The sequence below is a fragment of the Actinomadura livida genome (assembly GCF_014648675.1).
Classification (GTDB): Bacteria; Actinomycetota; Actinomycetes; order Streptosporangiales; family Streptosporangiaceae; genus Spirillospora; species Spirillospora livida.
Window position 1 is genome coordinate 1 of sequence record NZ_BMRO01000021.1, and the last position, 14460, is coordinate 14460.

At 71.8% G+C, this 14460-nt stretch carries 14 protein-coding genes; 3 read left to right on the plus strand and 11 right to left on the minus strand.

What is annotated here, in order from left to right; all coding sequences use genetic code 11:
• Positions 1–435: 435 nt before the first annotated feature.
• The 11 genes from tyrS to argC all read right to left on the minus strand — a co-directional run bounded on the left by tyrS (position 436) and on the right by argC (position 11701).
• Complete coding sequence (tyrS, locus tag IEZ03_RS33755) at positions 436–1713, minus strand: tyrosine--tRNA ligase (RefSeq protein ID WP_184885015.1); 1278 nt, start codon at positions 1711–1713, stop codon at positions 436–438.
• 76 nt (positions 1714–1789) lie between these two features.
• On the minus strand, positions 1790–2200 hold the full coding sequence (locus tag IEZ03_RS33760) for a hypothetical protein (RefSeq protein WP_184885017.1): 411 nt from the start codon (positions 2198–2200) through the stop codon (positions 1790–1792).
• A 58-nt stretch (positions 2201–2258) separates the two neighbouring features.
• Entirely contained in the window at positions 2259–2888 is a 630-nt protein-coding gene (locus IEZ03_RS33765; RefSeq protein ID WP_184885019.1) for a DNA-3-methyladenine glycosylase, read from the minus strand.
• 72 nt (positions 2889–2960) lie between these two features.
• Positions 2961–4418, minus strand: coding sequence for an argininosuccinate lyase (gene argH / locus IEZ03_RS33770; protein WP_221480745.1), 1458 nt, complete (start codon positions 4416–4418; stop codon positions 2961–2963).
• 135 nt (positions 4419–4553) lie between these two features.
• A complete protein-coding gene (locus IEZ03_RS33775) occupies positions 4554–5750 on the minus strand; it encodes an argininosuccinate synthase (protein ID WP_184885021.1) in 1197 nt (398 codons plus the stop codon).
• Between the two features lie 61 nt (positions 5751–5811).
• Positions 5812–6315, minus strand: a complete 504-nt coding sequence (locus IEZ03_RS33780; RefSeq protein WP_132048128.1) for an arginine repressor — start codon at positions 6313–6315, stop codon at positions 5812–5814.
• An 8-nt stretch (positions 6316–6323) separates the two neighbouring features.
• Positions 6324–7241 carry an ornithine carbamoyltransferase gene (gene argF / locus IEZ03_RS33785; RefSeq protein WP_184885023.1) on the minus strand — a complete coding sequence of 306 codons (918 nt, stop codon included), beginning with the start codon at positions 7239–7241 and terminating at the stop codon, positions 6324–6326.
• Positions 7242–7243: 2 nt separating this feature from the next.
• Complete coding sequence (locus IEZ03_RS33790; protein WP_184885025.1) at positions 7244–8542, minus strand: aspartate aminotransferase family protein; 1299 nt, start codon at positions 8540–8542, stop codon at positions 7244–7246.
• A 50-nt stretch (positions 8543–8592) separates the two neighbouring features.
• A complete protein-coding gene (gene argB / locus IEZ03_RS33795; protein ID WP_184890677.1) occupies positions 8593–9495 on the minus strand; it encodes an acetylglutamate kinase in 903 nt (300 codons plus the stop codon).
• Positions 9496–9518: 23 nt separating this feature from the next.
• The gene (argJ, locus tag IEZ03_RS33800) at positions 9519–10676 is read right to left on the minus strand and encodes a bifunctional glutamate N-acetyltransferase/amino-acid acetyltransferase ArgJ (RefSeq protein ID WP_184885027.1); all 1158 of its coding nucleotides are present in this window, start codon (positions 10674–10676) and stop codon (positions 9519–9521) included.
• Complete coding sequence (gene argC, locus IEZ03_RS33805; RefSeq protein WP_184885029.1) at positions 10673–11701, minus strand: N-acetyl-gamma-glutamyl-phosphate reductase; 1029 nt, start codon at positions 11699–11701, stop codon at positions 10673–10675. Before argC ends, argJ begins: the two co-directional genes overlap by 4 nt.
• A 199-nt stretch (positions 11702–11900) precedes the next feature.
• On the opposite strand from argC, the gene IEZ03_RS33810 reads away from it, so the two are divergent.
• From IEZ03_RS33810 to IEZ03_RS33820, 3 genes are all read left to right on the plus strand, one after another.
• Complete coding sequence (locus IEZ03_RS33810) at positions 11901–12416, plus strand: MarR family winged helix-turn-helix transcriptional regulator (protein ID WP_184885031.1); 516 nt, start codon at positions 11901–11903, stop codon at positions 12414–12416.
• A complete protein-coding gene (locus IEZ03_RS33815; RefSeq protein ID WP_184885034.1) occupies positions 12413–13381 on the plus strand; it encodes an ABC transporter ATP-binding protein in 969 nt (322 codons plus the stop codon). The genes IEZ03_RS33810 and IEZ03_RS33815 overlap by 4 nt, the downstream gene beginning before the upstream one ends.
• Before the next feature lie 242 nt (positions 13382–13623).
• Positions 13624–14460, plus strand: coding sequence for an ABC transporter permease (locus tag IEZ03_RS33820; RefSeq protein ID WP_229808745.1), 837 nt, complete (start codon positions 13624–13626; stop codon positions 14458–14460).

The window sequence follows — 14460 nt, forward strand, 5'->3', positions numbered from 1 at the left end:
CACGCTGTTGAGTTCTCAAGAAACGGACACCCACCGCGCCGAACCCCGCTCCCGCGGACCCCGGCTCCGGGGCAACCACTCCAGCCTACCCGATCTGTCCCGCTTCATCCAACTCTGGGATAGTTCGGCCCAGTGCGTCCTTTTTCAAGCGGAGACATGTCTCCACCTGGTGAGTTCGTAGTGGGTTCCCCTCGGGCCGGCCGCCTTTCGGCGTCTCGCTTCCCCTTGGGGCGAGTAGAACATTAGATCCGCCCGCCGGGACCGTCAAATCAGCCTCGCCGAGCGCGAAACCCCAGGTCATCACAGCTTTCAAGGCTCTTATCCTGCCCTGGGACCCGGCCTTGTAACCGCACTGTGACGTGTGTTTGCCGAAGTTTGCCCTCGCGATGGCGACGGCCCACCCGGTTCACTCCGGGTGGGCCGTCGCACGGCGGTTCAGGACGAGGTCACCTCGACGCCGCCCACGTTGCGCTTGCCGCGCCGCAGGACGAGGAAGCGGCCGTGGAGGAGGTCGGAGGCGGCCGGTGCGGCGTCCTCCGATTCGACCTTGGCGTTGTTGAGGTAGGCGCCGCCCTGGGCGATGGCGCGGCGGGCCTCGGACTTGCTCTTGCACAGGCCGGACGCCGCCAGGAGGTCCACCACGGGCGGCAGCTCCCCCGGTGACACCTCCGCGCGCGGCACTTCGGCGAGCGCGGCGCGCAGCGTCCGCTCGTCCAGCTCCTCCAGGGCGCCCTGCCCGAACAGGGCCCGGGAGGCCGCCACGACGCGCGCGGTCTCGTCCTCGCCATGGACGAGCGTGGTCATCTCCTCGGCGAGCGCGCGCTGCGGGGCACGGGCGGCCGGGCGGTCGGCGCCCTGCTTGACCAGGTCCTCGATCTCCTCCCGGGAGCGGAAGCTGAAGACCTTGAGGAAGTTCTCCACGTCCCGGTCGTCGGCGTTGATCCAGAACTGGTAGAACGCGTACGGCGAGGTCAGCTCGGGGTCGAGCCAGTAGGTCTCGCCGCCGGCCGTCTTGCCGAACTTGGACCCGTCCGCCTTGGTGAGCAGGGGTGTGGTGAGCGCGTGCGCGGTGCCGCCCTCGACGCGGCGGATCAGGTCGACGCCCGCGGTGAGGTTGCCCCACTGGTCGCTGCCGCCGGTCTGCAGCCGGCACCCGTACCGCCGGTACAGCTCCAGGAAGTCCATGGACTGCAGGAGGACGTAGCTGAACTCGGTGTAGCTCATACCGGAGCTGTCGAGGCGGGCCCGGACCGTCTCGCGGGCCAGCATCCGGTTGACCGGGAAGTGCTTGCCGATGTCGCGCAGGAACTCGATGGCCGTCATCTGGCCGGTCCAGTCGAGGTTGCTGACCATCGTGGCGCCCGTCGGGCCGTCATGGAAGTCGAGGAACTTCGACACCTGGCCGTGGATCCGCTCCACCCAGGCGGCGACGGTCTCCTCGGAGTTCAGGACGCGTTCGGCGCTCTTCCCGCTCGGGTCGCCGATCAGGCCGGTGGCGCCGCCGACGAGGCCGAGGGGCCGGTGCCCGGCCCGCTGGAAGCGGCGCAGCATGAGGATCTGGATGAGGTTGCCGAGGTGCAGCGAGGGCGCCGTCGGGTCGAACCCGCAATAGAGCGTGACCGGTCCCGCGGCGAGCAGCGCCCGCAGTTCGTCCAGGTCGGTGGACTGCGCGATCAGGCCGCGCCACGCGAGATCGTCCAGGATGTCGGTCACGGTCTCCCTCGTCTCAGTTTCCGCGTTCGGTGTGCCCACCAGAGTGCCGGGTGGGCACGTGTCAGGCCAACGTTATTCAGCGCGCGCCGACGAAGGCATCGGCTGGGACGAACACCTCGTGCCCTGTCGTGAAGGTTACGCGGACGCCCCTGGCGTCCCAGGTCACCGACTTGACGGCGGGCGGTCCGCCGGGGCCGGCGCCGTGGTCGAAGTCGATGAAATGCCCGTACCCGAAGTTCGGCTCGGGGCCTACGAACAACTGGTAGGCGCGGTGCCGGCCGAAGACGAAGCTGCGTTCGTGGAGCAGGCCGACGTAGTGGGCCCTGGGCCCGCCGTGTTCGTCCTCGTAGGTCACCGACGCCGGCTGGCGGTGGACGTCGCCGAGCTTCTCGGTGCGGTGCAGCCAGCCGCTCGTGTCGAGAACGAAGAGCATCAGCAGCACCGCGAAGGCGATGTAGCCCGCCGTGCCCGCGAGGATCGGTGCCATCCTTGCCGGAGGTAACGGCGACGGTGTTGACCCGGCGCCCGCCGTCTGCGGAGCGGCGTCAGTCATCGGCGGTGACCTTCTTCCGGGGGACGTGCCGGCGGTACGGGGAGACGGTCGGGTCGCCGTCGATCCAGTAGCGCCACGGGACGTCCTTGGCGCCGTTCACGCCGGTGCGCGGCCCCGTCCTGATGAGGGCCGGGTCGGCGGGTTCACCGGCGTGGACGGTGAGCGGCCCTTCGGGGGAGCAGACGTCCAGCCCGTTCTGCTCGCGGGCGACGCCGAGCGCCTGGCAGAGCCGGGCGGGCCCCCGGGCAAGGTCGCGGACGGTGGAGCGCGGGCGCCGGGCCCGTGCCGCCTCCTCCCCCGCGACGATCTCGCCGGCGCGGAGCAGCACCGCCATGGACGTCCCGTCCGGCCCGCACACGAGGTTCATGCAGAAGTGCATGCCGTAGGTGAAGTAGACATAGGCGTGGCCGGGCGGCCCGAACATCACGGCGTTGCGCGCGGTCTTCCCCCGGAAGGCGTGGGAGGCCGGGTCCAGTGGGCCCGCGTACGCCTCGACCTCGCTGAGCCTGACCGCGACGTCCCCCTCGGGCGTGCGGTGCCTGACCACGTGCCCGAGCAGCGACGGCGCGACTTCTTCGACCGGCCGGTCGAAGAAGTCGCGTGGCAGCGGCTCTCCGCTCATCGAAATCACCTCGGGGGCGGCGTCACCGCCGTGTCGGCCGGATCTGGACGATCCGCGTGCGGGGGGTGCGGGTCAGCCGTCGGAGCCGGCGGCCCAGGCGGCGTGCTCGTTGACCAGCGTGCGCAGGGTGTCGAGCTGCTCGCGGACGCGGTCGGGGGCGGTGCCGCCGTACGCCTTCCGGGACGCCAGCGCACCCTGGACGTTGAGGACCTCGCGGACGTCCGGGGTCAGGTGCGGCGACACCTTGCCGAGCTCCTCGTCCGTCAGGTCGTCGAAGTCCTTGTCGTGGACCTGGCACCACACGACGAGGTGCCCGACGACCTCGTGGGCGTCGCGGAACGCCACGCCGCGGCGGACGAGCAGCTCGGCGAGGTCGGTGGCGAGCGCGAAACCGTCCGGCGCGAGGGCCTCCAGCCGCTCGGTGTTGACGCGCATCGTCGCGATGAGGCCGGACATGGCGGGCAGGACGAGCAGCAGCGTCTCGACGGCGTCGAACGCGCCCTCCTTGTCCTCCTGCAGGTCGCGGTTGTAGGTGAGCGGCAGGCCCTTGAGGGTGGTGAGCAGCCCGACGAGGTGCCCGATGAGGCGGCCCGCCTTGCCGCGTGCCAGCTCGGCGACGTCGGGGTTCTTCTTCTGCGGCATGATCGACGACCCGGTGGCGTAGGTGTCGTCCATCTCGATCCAGCGGAACTCCTGCGACGCCCAGAGGCAGATCTCCTCGCCGAGGCGCGACAGGTGGACGCCGATCAGCGCGGCGGCGAAGAGGAACTCGGCGACGAAGTCGCGGTCGGCGACGGCGTCCATGGAGTTGGGCGCGGCGGAGTCGAAGCCGAGCTCGGCGGCGGTGGCCTGCGGGTCCAGCGGCAGCGACGAGCCGGCGAGGGCGCCGGAGCCGAGCGGCGAGACCGCGGCGCGCCGGTCCCAGTCGCGCAGCCGCTCGACGTCGCGGGTGAGCGGCTGGACGTGCGCGAGGAGCTGGTGGGAGAACAGCACGGGCTGGGCGTGCTGCAGGTGCGTCATGCCGGGCGCGGCGACGCCGAGGTTGTGCTCGGCCTGCGCGATCAGCGCGGTCTCCAGCTCGACCAGCCGGGACACGATCTGGCGGGCGTGGTCGCGCAGGTAGAGGCGCAGGTCGGTGGCGACCTGGTCGTTGCGGCTGCGGCCCGCGCGGAGCTTGCCGCCGAGGGCGCCGAGCCGTTCCAGCAGGCCCCGCTCCAGGGCGGTGTGGACGTCCTCGTCGGCGACGGCGGGCCGGAACTCCCCGGACCGGCACGCCTCCTCCAGGTCGTCGAGGGCGCCGAGCATGCGGTCGAGCTCGTCGTCGGTGAGCAGCCCCGCCCGGTTGAGGACGCGGGCGTGCGCGCGCGAGCCCATCAGGTCGTACGGGGCGAGCCGCCAGTCGAACTGGACGCTCACCGAGAGCCGCGCGAGCGCGTCCGACGGGCCGCCTTCGAACCGTCCGCCCCACAGCCGCGTCGGTGCCTTGGTCACTGGTTTCCTCTTCTTCCCACCGCTGGACTCTGCTTCCATCTCACCACGCCGAGGGCGTATGCGCGCGGGCGTGGGGACGCCGCGCACGGCGTCCCCACGCGGTGACAAAGGCGCCTGCCACAGGGTACGGCGAAACCGTCCTCCGCCTTCACCCCGTTGCTTGCGGACGCCTGCTCAGGCGTCGCGGTCCCGCTTCGCCGCGATCTTGCTGGGCAGGCTCCACAGCTCGACGAAGCCCTTGGCGAGGCTCTGGTCGAAGGTGTCGCCGGTGTCGTAGGTGGCGAGGTCGTAGCTGTAGAGGGACGCGTCGCTGCGCCGCCCGGTGACGACGGCGCGGCCGCCGTGCAGGGTCACCCTCACCTCCCCGGACACGTGCTTCTGCGTGTCGGCGATGAACGCGTCCAGGGCGTCCTTCAGCGGCGAGAACCACAGGCCGTCGTAGGCGAGCTCGCCCCACCGCTGGTCGACGGACCGCTTGAAGCGGGCGAGGTCGCGTTCGACGGTGACGTTCTCCAGCTCCATGTGCGCGTTGATGAGCACGATCGCGGCGGGCGCCTCGTAGACCTCGCGGCTCTTGATGCCGACGAGCCTGTCCTCGACCATGTCGATCCGGCCGACGCCCTGGGCGCCGGCGCGCCGGTTCAGCTCGGCGATGATCTGGTACGGGGTGAGGGGGCGGCCGTCGAGCGCGACGGGGACGCCGGCGGCGAAGGAGATGACGACCTCGTCGGCCTCGCGCGGGGCGGCGGGGTCGGCGGTGTAGTCGTAGACCTCCTCGGTCGGGCCGTTCCAGATGTCCTCCAGGAACCCGGTCTCGACGGCGCGACCCCACAGGTTCTGGTCGATGGAGTACGGCGACTTGGCGGAGACGTCGATCGGGAGGCCCTTGTCCTCGGCGAACGCGATCGCCTTGTCGCGCGTCCAGGCGAAGTCGCGGGCGGGCGCGATGACCTTCAGGTCCGGGTTGAGCGCGGACAGGCCGGCCTCGAAGCGGACCTGGTCGTTGCCCTTGCCGGTGCAGCCGTGCGAGACCGTGGTGCCGCCGAACTCGCGGGCGGCCGACACCAGGTGCTTGACGATCAGCGGCCGGGACAGCGCGGACACCAGCGGGTAGCGGTCCATGTAGAGGGCGTTGGCCTGCATCGCGGGGACGCAGAAGTCCGCGGCGAACTCCTCCTTGGCGTCCACGACGACGGCCTCGGCCGCGCCGCACGCGAGGGCCCGCTTGCGGATGGTGTCGAGGTCCTCGCCGCCCTGGCCGACGTCGACGGCCACGGCGATGACCTCCCCGCCGGTCTGCTCGGCGAGGTACGGGATGGCGACGGAGGTGTCCAGGCCCCCGGAGTACGCCAGGACGACGCGCTCGCTCATGATCGTTATCTCCTGTGTGTGAAGTTTCCGTGGATGCTGGCTGGGACCGGGCCGTGCGGCCCTAGCTTCGTCGTTCGCGCCCGCCGGTGAGCCGCAGCAGCGCCTGCGCGACGTCGTCCCCGCCGTTCGGGTCGCGGGCGATGACGAGGATCGAGTCGTCGCCCGCGACGGTGCCGAGGATGGTCGGCCATTCGGCGTGGTCGATCGCCGAGGCCAGGTACTGGGCGGCCCCCGGCGGGGTCCGCACCATGACCAGGTTGGCGGACGCCTCGGCCGAGACGAGCAGCTCCGCGGCGAGCCGGGAGAGCCGTCCGGTGAAGGTCTCGGCGGTGCCGGTGCGGGCCCGCCGGATCCGCTCGCCGCCCTCCCCGGGGACGGCGTAGATCAGGCTGCCGTCGTCGGCGCGCAGCCGCACGGCGCCGATCTCCACCAGGTCGCGCGAGAGCGTGGCCTGGGTGACGTCGACGCCCTCGTCCGCGAGGAGCTTGGCGAGCTCCCCCTGCGAGTGGACGGGGTGCCGGGTCAGCAGCTCGATCACCCGGGCGTGCCGGGCGGCCTTGGTCATGGGGGTCGTCACCGGGCGCGCTCCAGGAGCCAGACGAGCAGCGCCTTCTGGGCGTGCAGCCGGTTCTCCGCCTCGTCCCAGACCCGGCTGTGCGGGCCGTCGAGGACGGACGCGGCGATCTCCTTCCCGCGGTAGGCGGGCAGGCAGTGCAGGACGATCGCGTCGGAGGCGGCACGGGCCAGCAGGTCCTCGGTGACGGCGTAGGGCTCGTACAGGGAGGTGTCCTTGCCGTCCTGGCCCATCGACACCCAGGTGTCGGTGGCGAGGACGTCGGCCCCGGCCGCGGCCTCGCCGGCGTCGTCGGTGACCGTCACCGACCCGCCGGTCTCGGCGGCGATCCCGGTGGCGCGGGCGACGACGGCGGGGGCGGGCGCCAGGGACGCGGGCGCGCCGATCCGGACGTGCATCCCGGCGGTGGCGCAGCCGAGCAGGTAGGAGTGCGCCATGTTGTTGGCGCCGTCGCCGAGGTAGGCGAGGACGGCGCCCGCGAGGCCGCCCTTCGCCTCCTTGACGGTCTGCAGGTCGGCGAGGACCTGGCAGGGGTGGAACTCGTCGGTGAGGGCGTTGACCACGGGAACGGTGGTGCCGGCGGCCATCTCGTCGATGCGCTCCTGCCCCGCCGTCCGCCACACGATGGCGCTGACCTGGCGTTCCAGGACCCGGGCGGTGTCGGCGATGGTCTCGCCGCGGCCGAGCTGGCTGGTGCCCGCGTCCATGATGAGCGGGTGGCCGCCGAGTTCGGCGATGCCGGTGGCGAAGGAGATCCGGGTCCGGGTGGACGGCTTGTCGAAGAGGACCGCCACGGACCGCGGGCCGTCGAGCGGCCGGAACCCGAACCGGTCCTTCTTCGCCTGGGCGGCCAGGTCCAGGACCTCGGCCTGCTCGGCGGGCGAGAGGTCGTCGTCGCGGAGGAAGTGCCTGGTCATCGTCAGCCCTCCTTTCCGGAGGCGGCGGCGTCGAGGATGGAGGGGAAGGCGTCGGTGAACGACCGCGCCTGCCCGGCGGTGAGGGTGAGCGGCGGGGCCATCCGCAGCGCGTCCGGCTGGAGCGCGTTGATCAGGAAGCCGGCGTCGCGGGCGGCGGCCTCCACGGCGGGGGCGTGCGGCCCGGTGAGGACGGCGGCGCGCCAGAGCCCGCGCCCCCGCACCCCCGCCAGCAGCGGGTGGTCGACGGCGCCGAGCCCGGCGGCCAGGGCCTCCCCCACCGAGACCGCGTTGCCGAGGAGGCCGTCCTTCTCGATCGTGGTGAGGACGGCGAGGGCGGCGGCGGCGCAGACGGGGTTCCCGCCGAACGTGCTGCCGTGGTCTCCCTTGGCGAACAGCTCGCCGTGGGCCCCGAACGCGATGCACGCCCCGATCGGCAGCCCCCCGCCGAGTCCCTTGGCGAGGGTGAGGACGTCCGGTTTCGCGTGCTTCATTGTCACGCTCCGCGCGACGGCGGGCGGGCGCCGAGACGCGACGCCTTCCCTCGTCGCTCGTTCCTCGCTCCTCGGTCCAGGCGTCGCCGCCCGCCCGAGCTCATGCTCGAAGGCGAACCAGGTCCCGGTGCGGCCGATCGCGGACTGGATCTCGTCGGCGACGAACAGCGCGCCGGTGGCGTCGCAGATCTCGCGGACGGCGGCGAAGTACCCGTCCGGCGGCGGGACGACCCCGGCCTCCCCCTGCGCGGGCTCCAGGAAGACCGCCGCGCAGTCCTCGCCGACCGCGGCCTTCAGCGCGTCCGCGTCGCCGTAGGGGACGAACCGGACGTCGATCCCGAACGGGCCGAACGGCTCCCGGATCGACGCCTTCCCCGTCAGCGCCAGCGCCCCCATGGTCCGGCCGTGGAAGCCGTTCTCCGCCGCGACGATGTACGACCGGCCGTTCGCTTTGCCGTACTTGACGGCGAGCTTGAGCGCGCACTCGTTGGCCTCGGTGCCGCTGTTGGCGAGGAACACCCTGCCGCCGCCGCCCAGCAGGTCCAGCAGCCGCTCCGCGAGCAGCACCTCCGGCTCGTGCAGGAAGAGGTTGGACGTGTGGGCCAGCGTCGTGACCTGTGCGGACACCGCCTCGACGAGGGCGGGGTGGCCGTGCCCGAGCGAGCTGACCGCGATCCCGGCGATCAGGTCGAGGTACTCGCGGCCGGCGGTGTCCCAGACCCGGCAGCCCTCGCCGCGCGCCAGCGCGAGCGGCGGGACGCCGTAGTTCGGCATGAACGCGGCCTCGAACCGCTCCCTGAGGCCGCTCATGCGGGATTCTTGCGGGGGGACGACCCCCCGCACCCCCCGATTCGCTCCGCTCATGTCGGTTCTGCTCCCGGTCCGCCGGGCAGCACCATCGTTCCGATCCCTTCGTCTGTGAAGATCTCCAGCAGCAGCGAGTGCGGGACGCGCCCGTCCAGCACGTGCGCCTGCGGCACGCCGCCGCGCACGGCGGTCAGGCACGCCTCCATCTTCGGCACCATCCCCGCCGAGAGGTCCGGCAAAAGCACGGCCAGCTCATCGGTGGTGAGGCTGTCGATCACGTCGTCGCTGTCCGGCCAGTCCGCGTACAGGCCCTCGACGTCGGTCAGGACGACCAGCTTCGTCGCGTCCAGGGCGACGGCCAGCGCCGCCGCGGCCGTGTCTGCGTTGACGTTGTAGACCTCGCCGTCGTCGCCGCGCGCGATGCTGGAGATGACCGGGATCCGGCCGTCGTCCAGCAGCGCCCGCACCGCCCCGACCTGCACCTCGACGATCTCGCCGACCTGGCCGATGTCGACGGGCTCGCCGTCCACCACCGCGTGCTTGCGCTCGGCGGTGAACAGGTTCGCGTCCTCGCCGGACATGCCGAGCGCGAACGGCCCGTGCCGGTTGATCAGCCCGACGACGTCGCGCTGGACCTGGCCGGTCAGCACCATCCGGACGACCTCCATGGCCTCCGGCGTGGTCACCCGCAGCCCGGCGGTGAACGTCGAGTCGATGCCGTTGCGGGCGAGCGCCGCGTTGATCTGCGGGCCGCCGCCGTGCACGATCACCGGCTTCAGCCCGGCGTAGCGCAGGAACACGACGTCCTCGGCGAACGAGTGGCGCAGTGCCTCGTCCGTCATCGCGTGCCCGCCGTACTTGATCACGACGGTCCGGCCGTGGAACCGCTCCAGCCACGGCAGCGCCTTGATCAGCGTCTCCGCCTTGCTGAGGACGCCCGCCCGGTTCTTGCGCATCTGCGCGCCCGACGTGATCGCGCTCATGTCGAGTACGCCGAGTTCTCGTGGACGTAGTCGGCCGTGAGGTCGGTCGTCCAGACGGTCGCGCTGTGCGTGCCCGCCGAGAGGTCGACGGTGATCGTCACGTCGCGGGGACGCAGGTCGACCTTGTCGCGGTCGTCGCCGGGCGCGCCGTTGCGGCACACCCAGACGCCGTTGATCGCGACGTTGAGGTGGCCGGGCTCGAACACCGCGTCGGTGGTGCCGACCGCGGAGAGCACCCGGCCCCAGTTCGGGTCCTCGCCGTGGATCGCGCACTTCAGCAGGTTGTTGCGGGCGATGGAGCGCCCGACGGTGACCGCGTCGTCGTCGCTCGCGGCGCCGACGACCTCTATCGCGATGGCCTTGGACGCGCCCTCGGCGTCCACGAGCAGCTGCCGGGTGAGGTCGGCGCACACCTCGGTGAGCAGCGCGGTGAACTCGTCCTCGCCCGGGGCCGTTCCGGCGGCGCCGGACGCCAGCAGCAGGACGGTGTCGTTGGTGGACATGCAGCCGTCGGAGTCGAGCCGGTCGAGGGTGACGGACGTGGCCGCGCGCAGCGCCCGGTCGAGCGTCTCGGCGGGAAGGTCGGCGTCGGTGGTGATGACGCACAGCATGGTGGCCAGCGACGGGGCCAGCATGCCCGCGCCCTTCGCCATCGCGCCGATCATGTAGCCGCCGGCGCCCTGCCGGAAGGAGATCTTCGCGACGGTGTCGGTGGTGCGGATCGCGTCGGCGGCGGCGAGGCCGCCGTCCCCGCGCGACAGCTCGGCGGCGGCCTTGCCGACGCCGGGCAGCAGCAGGTCCATCGGGAGCCGCTCGCCGATGAGGCCGGTGGAGCAGACCGCGATCTCGCCGGCCGAGTCCGCCAGCAGCTCGGCGGTCTTCTCGGCGGTGGCGTGGGTGTCCTGGAAGCCGGGGGCGCCGGTGCAGGCGTTGGCGCCGCCGGCGTTCAGCACGACCGCGCGGACGCGGCCGCCTTTGAGGACCTGCTCCGACCACAGCACGGGCGCGGCCTTGACGCGGTTGCGGGTGAAGACCCCGGCCGCGGCGCGGGACGGCCCGTCGTTGACGACGAGGGCCAGGTCGCGGTTCCCGCTGTCCTTGAGCCCGGCGACGACGCCGGCGGCGCGGAAGCCCCGCGGGGCGGTGACGCTCAAGGGGACACTCCGATCGTGGTGAGCCCGAGTTCTTCCGGGAGGCCGAGGGCGATGTTGGCGCTCTGCACCGCGCCGCCCGCGGTGCCCTTGGTGAGGTTGTCGACGGCGGCGACCACGACGATGCGGCCGGCGAGCTCGTCGAGGGCGACCTGGACGAGGACGGTGTTCGCGCCGAGCGTCATCGACGTGGCGGGCCACTGCCCCTCGGGCAGCAGGCCGAGGAACGGCTCCCCGGCGTAGGCGTCGCCGTAGGCGGCGCGCACCGCCGCGGCGGTGACGCCGGGCCGGGCCTTGGCCGTGCAGGTGGCGAGGATGCCGCGGCTCATCGGGGCGAGCGTCGGGGTGAAGGACACCGTGACTGGCTCCCCCGCGACCGCGCTCAGGTTCTGGATCATCTCGGGTGTATGCCTATGCGTGCCGCCGGCGGCGTACGCGGAGACCGAGCCCATGACCTCGCTGCCGAGCAGGTGCGGTTTGAGGGCGCGTCCCGCGCCCGACGTGCCGGACGCGGCGACCACGACGACGTCGGGCTCGGCGAGCCCGGCGGCGAACGCCGGGAACAGCGCGAGCGACACCGCGGTCGGGTAGCAGCCGGGGACGGCGACGCGCCGGGCGGCGCGCAGCGCGTCCCGCCCGCCGGGCAGTTCGGGGAGACCGTAGGGCCAGGTGCCCGCGTGGGGCGTCCCGTAGAACGCCTCCCAGGCGGCGGGGTCGGTGAGCCGGTGGTCGGCGCCGCAGTCGATGACCAGGACGTCCTCGCCGAGCCGCGCGGCGATCTCCGCGGACCGGCCGTGCGGCAGCGCGAGGAAGACGACGTCGTGGCCGGCGAGCGTGCCGGGGTCGGTCTCGGCCAGGACGCGCCCGGCCAGGGATCGCAGGTGGGGCTGGTGCGCGCCCAGTTCGGTGCCCGCGTTGGAGCCCGCCGTCAGCGCGCCGATCTCGAACTCTGGATGTCCCGCCAGGATGCGCAGCAGCTCGCCGCCCGCGTAACCGCTGGCGCCGGCGACCGCCGTCCGGATTCCCATGTCCACCCTGCCCTTCGAAAGCAATGAGTAAGAGTATGCATGAGCTTGGATTTCTATACAACTCGAATCCGGCCGGGGCAATTCGTCAATCAGGGTTGACACCCTCCGACTTGTCAACCTACATTGACGCCGTGCCAGGGAAGCTAATTAGCCATCTAAAGATTTGCTGTCTAATCATCAGGGCTCTAACATCACCCGCATGAAGAACTTCGGCTTCGACGACCTGGAAGCGTTCCCGTCGATGGAGGAGTGGCCGATCGGCCGCCTGTTCGGGCTCGCCTCCCGGCTGTCCGGGCCGGTCGTGTGGCGGATCATCGAGCGGCACGGCATCAGCCCGACCGGGTTCTTCCTGCTGCGGCTGCTCATCGTCGAGGACGGACTGCGCCCCGGCGAGGCCGCCAAGCGGCTGCTCGTCACCCCCGCCACGGTCACCTCCGTGGTCGACACCCTGGAGCGCAACGGGCACGTGCGGCGCGAGCGCTCCTACCGGGACCGGCGCGGGGTGATGCTGCGCATCACCGACTCCGGCCGGCGGCTGCTCGCCGAGAAGTCCGGGCCCATCGGCCGCGACCTGTCGCGGCTCTACGACGTCGCGGACGAGGCCGACGAGGCCGCCGTCCGCAGGTTCCTGCTCGCCCTGATCAGGCAGTTCGGGGACCACCCCCACCAAGAGACCTGCTCCCGCGGAGAGGGAGCGGAGGGAGAAGGCGCATGACCGACCCCTCGGAGGCCGCCGTCCGCACGGCCGGCCTGGAGAAGACCTATCCCCCGTCCGGGCCCCGTCCGGCGGTTCCCGCCGTGCAGGGCATCGACCTGGACATCCCGCGCGGCGAGTTCTTCGGGCTGCTCGGCCCGAACGGCGCGGGCAAGTCGACCACCATCGGGATGCTCACCACCCTGGTCGTCCCCACCGGCGGCAGCGCGCGCGTCCTCGGCCTGGACGTGGTGCGCGACGCCGTCGAGATCAAGCGCCGCATCGGGGTGGTGTCGCAGAACAACACCCTCGACAGCGACCTGACCGTCGCCGAGAACCTGGAGTTCCGCGGCCGGTACTTCGGGCTCGGCGCCCGCGACGCCCGCGCCCGGGCGGCCGAGCTGCTGGACCTGTTCGGGCTGGCCGACCAGCGCGGCGGCAACCCGTTCGAGATCTCGGGCGGGCAGGCCAAGCGCGTCATGATCTGCCGGGCCCTGATGCACGGCCCCGAGGTGCTGTTCCTCGACGAGCCGACCGCGGGGCTCGACCCGCAGACCCGGACCAACCTGTGGGAGGTGCTGCGCGGGCTGCAGGCCGCCGGGCAGACCATCGTGCTGACCACCCACTACATGGAGGAGGCCGAGGCCCTCTGCGACAGGGTCGCGGTCGTCGACCACGGCAAAATCCTCGCCAGCGGGACAGTGGACCATCTGAAGTCCAGCGCGGGCGCCGACACCGTCATCACCGTGGCCTACGACGCGGCCGTCCCAGAGAAGATCAGGGCACTCGCCGACCGTAAGGGCATCAGCAAGGTCGAGATCAACGACGGCCAGGTGCGCGTATTCGCCGCCGAACCCGACGGCCTCCTCGGCGAACTGGTCGAGCTGGGGTCTGCGGCTGGCGTCGGCGTTACCGACGCCAGCCAGCTGCGCCCCAGCCTGGAGACCGTCTTCCTCGCCCTCACAGGAAGGGACTACCGCGATTGACCTCTTCCCCCTGTTGAAACAGTGGGCTTCAACCTTCGCAGGTTGAGGTTTCTGCTTCTCAGACGGCAGCCGACCCGAATCAACGGCAAGGGACAGAGTGCTGCCCATCGGTCTTACGCCAGCTCCACAGACCTGACATTCCGCCGGCCCGGCGGTAGACCCGGCCGACTTGGCTCTCCCCGACCGGGCGTTACTCAACGTATCACTTGCTCCACGAGCAGTGGCCAGAATGGAGATATCCGGTGAGCACCACCGCCCCAGCCCCGCCGCCTCCGGCGCGGGCGACGCTCCCCCGCACGTTCGCCGCGATGATGGCGCGCGAGGCGCGGGTGATGCGCAAGAACTTCCTGTCCACGTTCGTCCGGGTGCTGGTGCAGCCGGTCATGTTCGTCTTCGTGTTCGCCTACGTGCTGCCGAAGCTCGGCGGCGGCGCGATGGCGGTCCCCGGCGGGCCGACGTTCTCCACGATCCTGCTGCCGGGCCTCGTCGGGTCGTCCATCATCATGCAGGCGATGATGGCGGTGATCTTCCCCCTCATGATGGAGCTGAACTGGCAGAAGTCGATCACCGACCGGGCGCTGGCCCCGGTGCCGATCCCGCTGCTGGCCGCCCAGAAGATCGTCGCGGCGGCGGTCCAGGGGCTGATCGGCGGGCTGCTGGTGTTCCCCGCGGTGCTGCTCATCCACGCCGAGGGAGAGGCGCCCAGCGTGGACGTGGCGAACTGGCCGGTGCTGGTCCTGGTCATGGTGGCCGGGTCGCTGCTGTCGGCCGCGGGCGGCCTGCTGCTCGGCACGCTGATGAACCCGCAGAAGGTCCAGGTGCTGTTCGGGATGGTGCTGCTGCCGATGACGATGCTCGGCTGCGTCTACTACCCGTGGTCCGCGCTGGACGACATCCGCTGGCTGCAGATCCTCAGCCTGTTCAACCCGCTGGTGTACATCAGCGAAGGGCTGCGCAGCGCCCTCACGCCGGACGTCCCGCACATGCCGGCGTGGGCGTTCCTGCTTGCCCTCGTCGGCGGGACGGTCCTGGTGACGTGGGCCGCGACCCGCACCTTCACCAAGCGCGTCCTCACCTGA

Coding starts and splice junctions, on each gene's coding strand:
- IEZ03_RS33760 (WP_184885017.1), bottom strand. CDS start 2,200: ATGGCACCGATCCTCGCGGGCACGGCGGGCTACATCGCCTTCGCGGTG.
- IEZ03_RS33765 (WP_184885019.1), bottom strand. CDS start 2,888: ATGAGCGGAGAGCCGCTGCCACGCGACTTCTTCGACCGGCCGGTCGAA.
- argH (WP_221480745.1), bottom strand. CDS start 4,418: ATGGAAGCAGAGTCCAGCGGTGGGAAGAAGAGGAAACCAGTGACCAAG.
- IEZ03_RS33775 (WP_184885021.1), bottom strand. CDS start 5,750: ATGAGCGAGCGCGTCGTCCTGGCGTACTCCGGGGGCCTGGACACCTCC.
- IEZ03_RS33780 (WP_132048128.1), bottom strand. CDS start 6,315: ATGACCAAGGCCGCCCGGCACGCCCGGGTGATCGAGCTGCTGACCCGG.
- argF (WP_184885023.1), bottom strand. CDS start 7,241: ATGACCAGGCACTTCCTCCGCGACGACGACCTCTCGCCCGCCGAGCAG.
- IEZ03_RS33790 (WP_184885025.1), bottom strand. CDS start 8,542: ATGAGCGGCCTCAGGGAGCGGTTCGAGGCCGCGTTCATGCCGAACTAC.
- argB (WP_184890677.1), bottom strand. CDS start 9,495: ATGCGCAAGAACCGGGCGGGCGTCCTCAGCAAGGCGGAGACGCTGATC.
- argC (WP_184885029.1), bottom strand. CDS start 11,701: ATGGGAATCCGGACGGCGGTCGCCGGCGCCAGCGGTTACGCGGGCGGC.
- IEZ03_RS33810 (WP_184885031.1), top strand. CDS start 11,901: ATGAAGAACTTCGGCTTCGACGACCTGGAAGCGTTCCCGTCGATGGAG.
- IEZ03_RS33815 (WP_184885034.1), top strand. CDS start 12,413: ATGACCGACCCCTCGGAGGCCGCCGTCCGCACGGCCGGCCTGGAGAAG.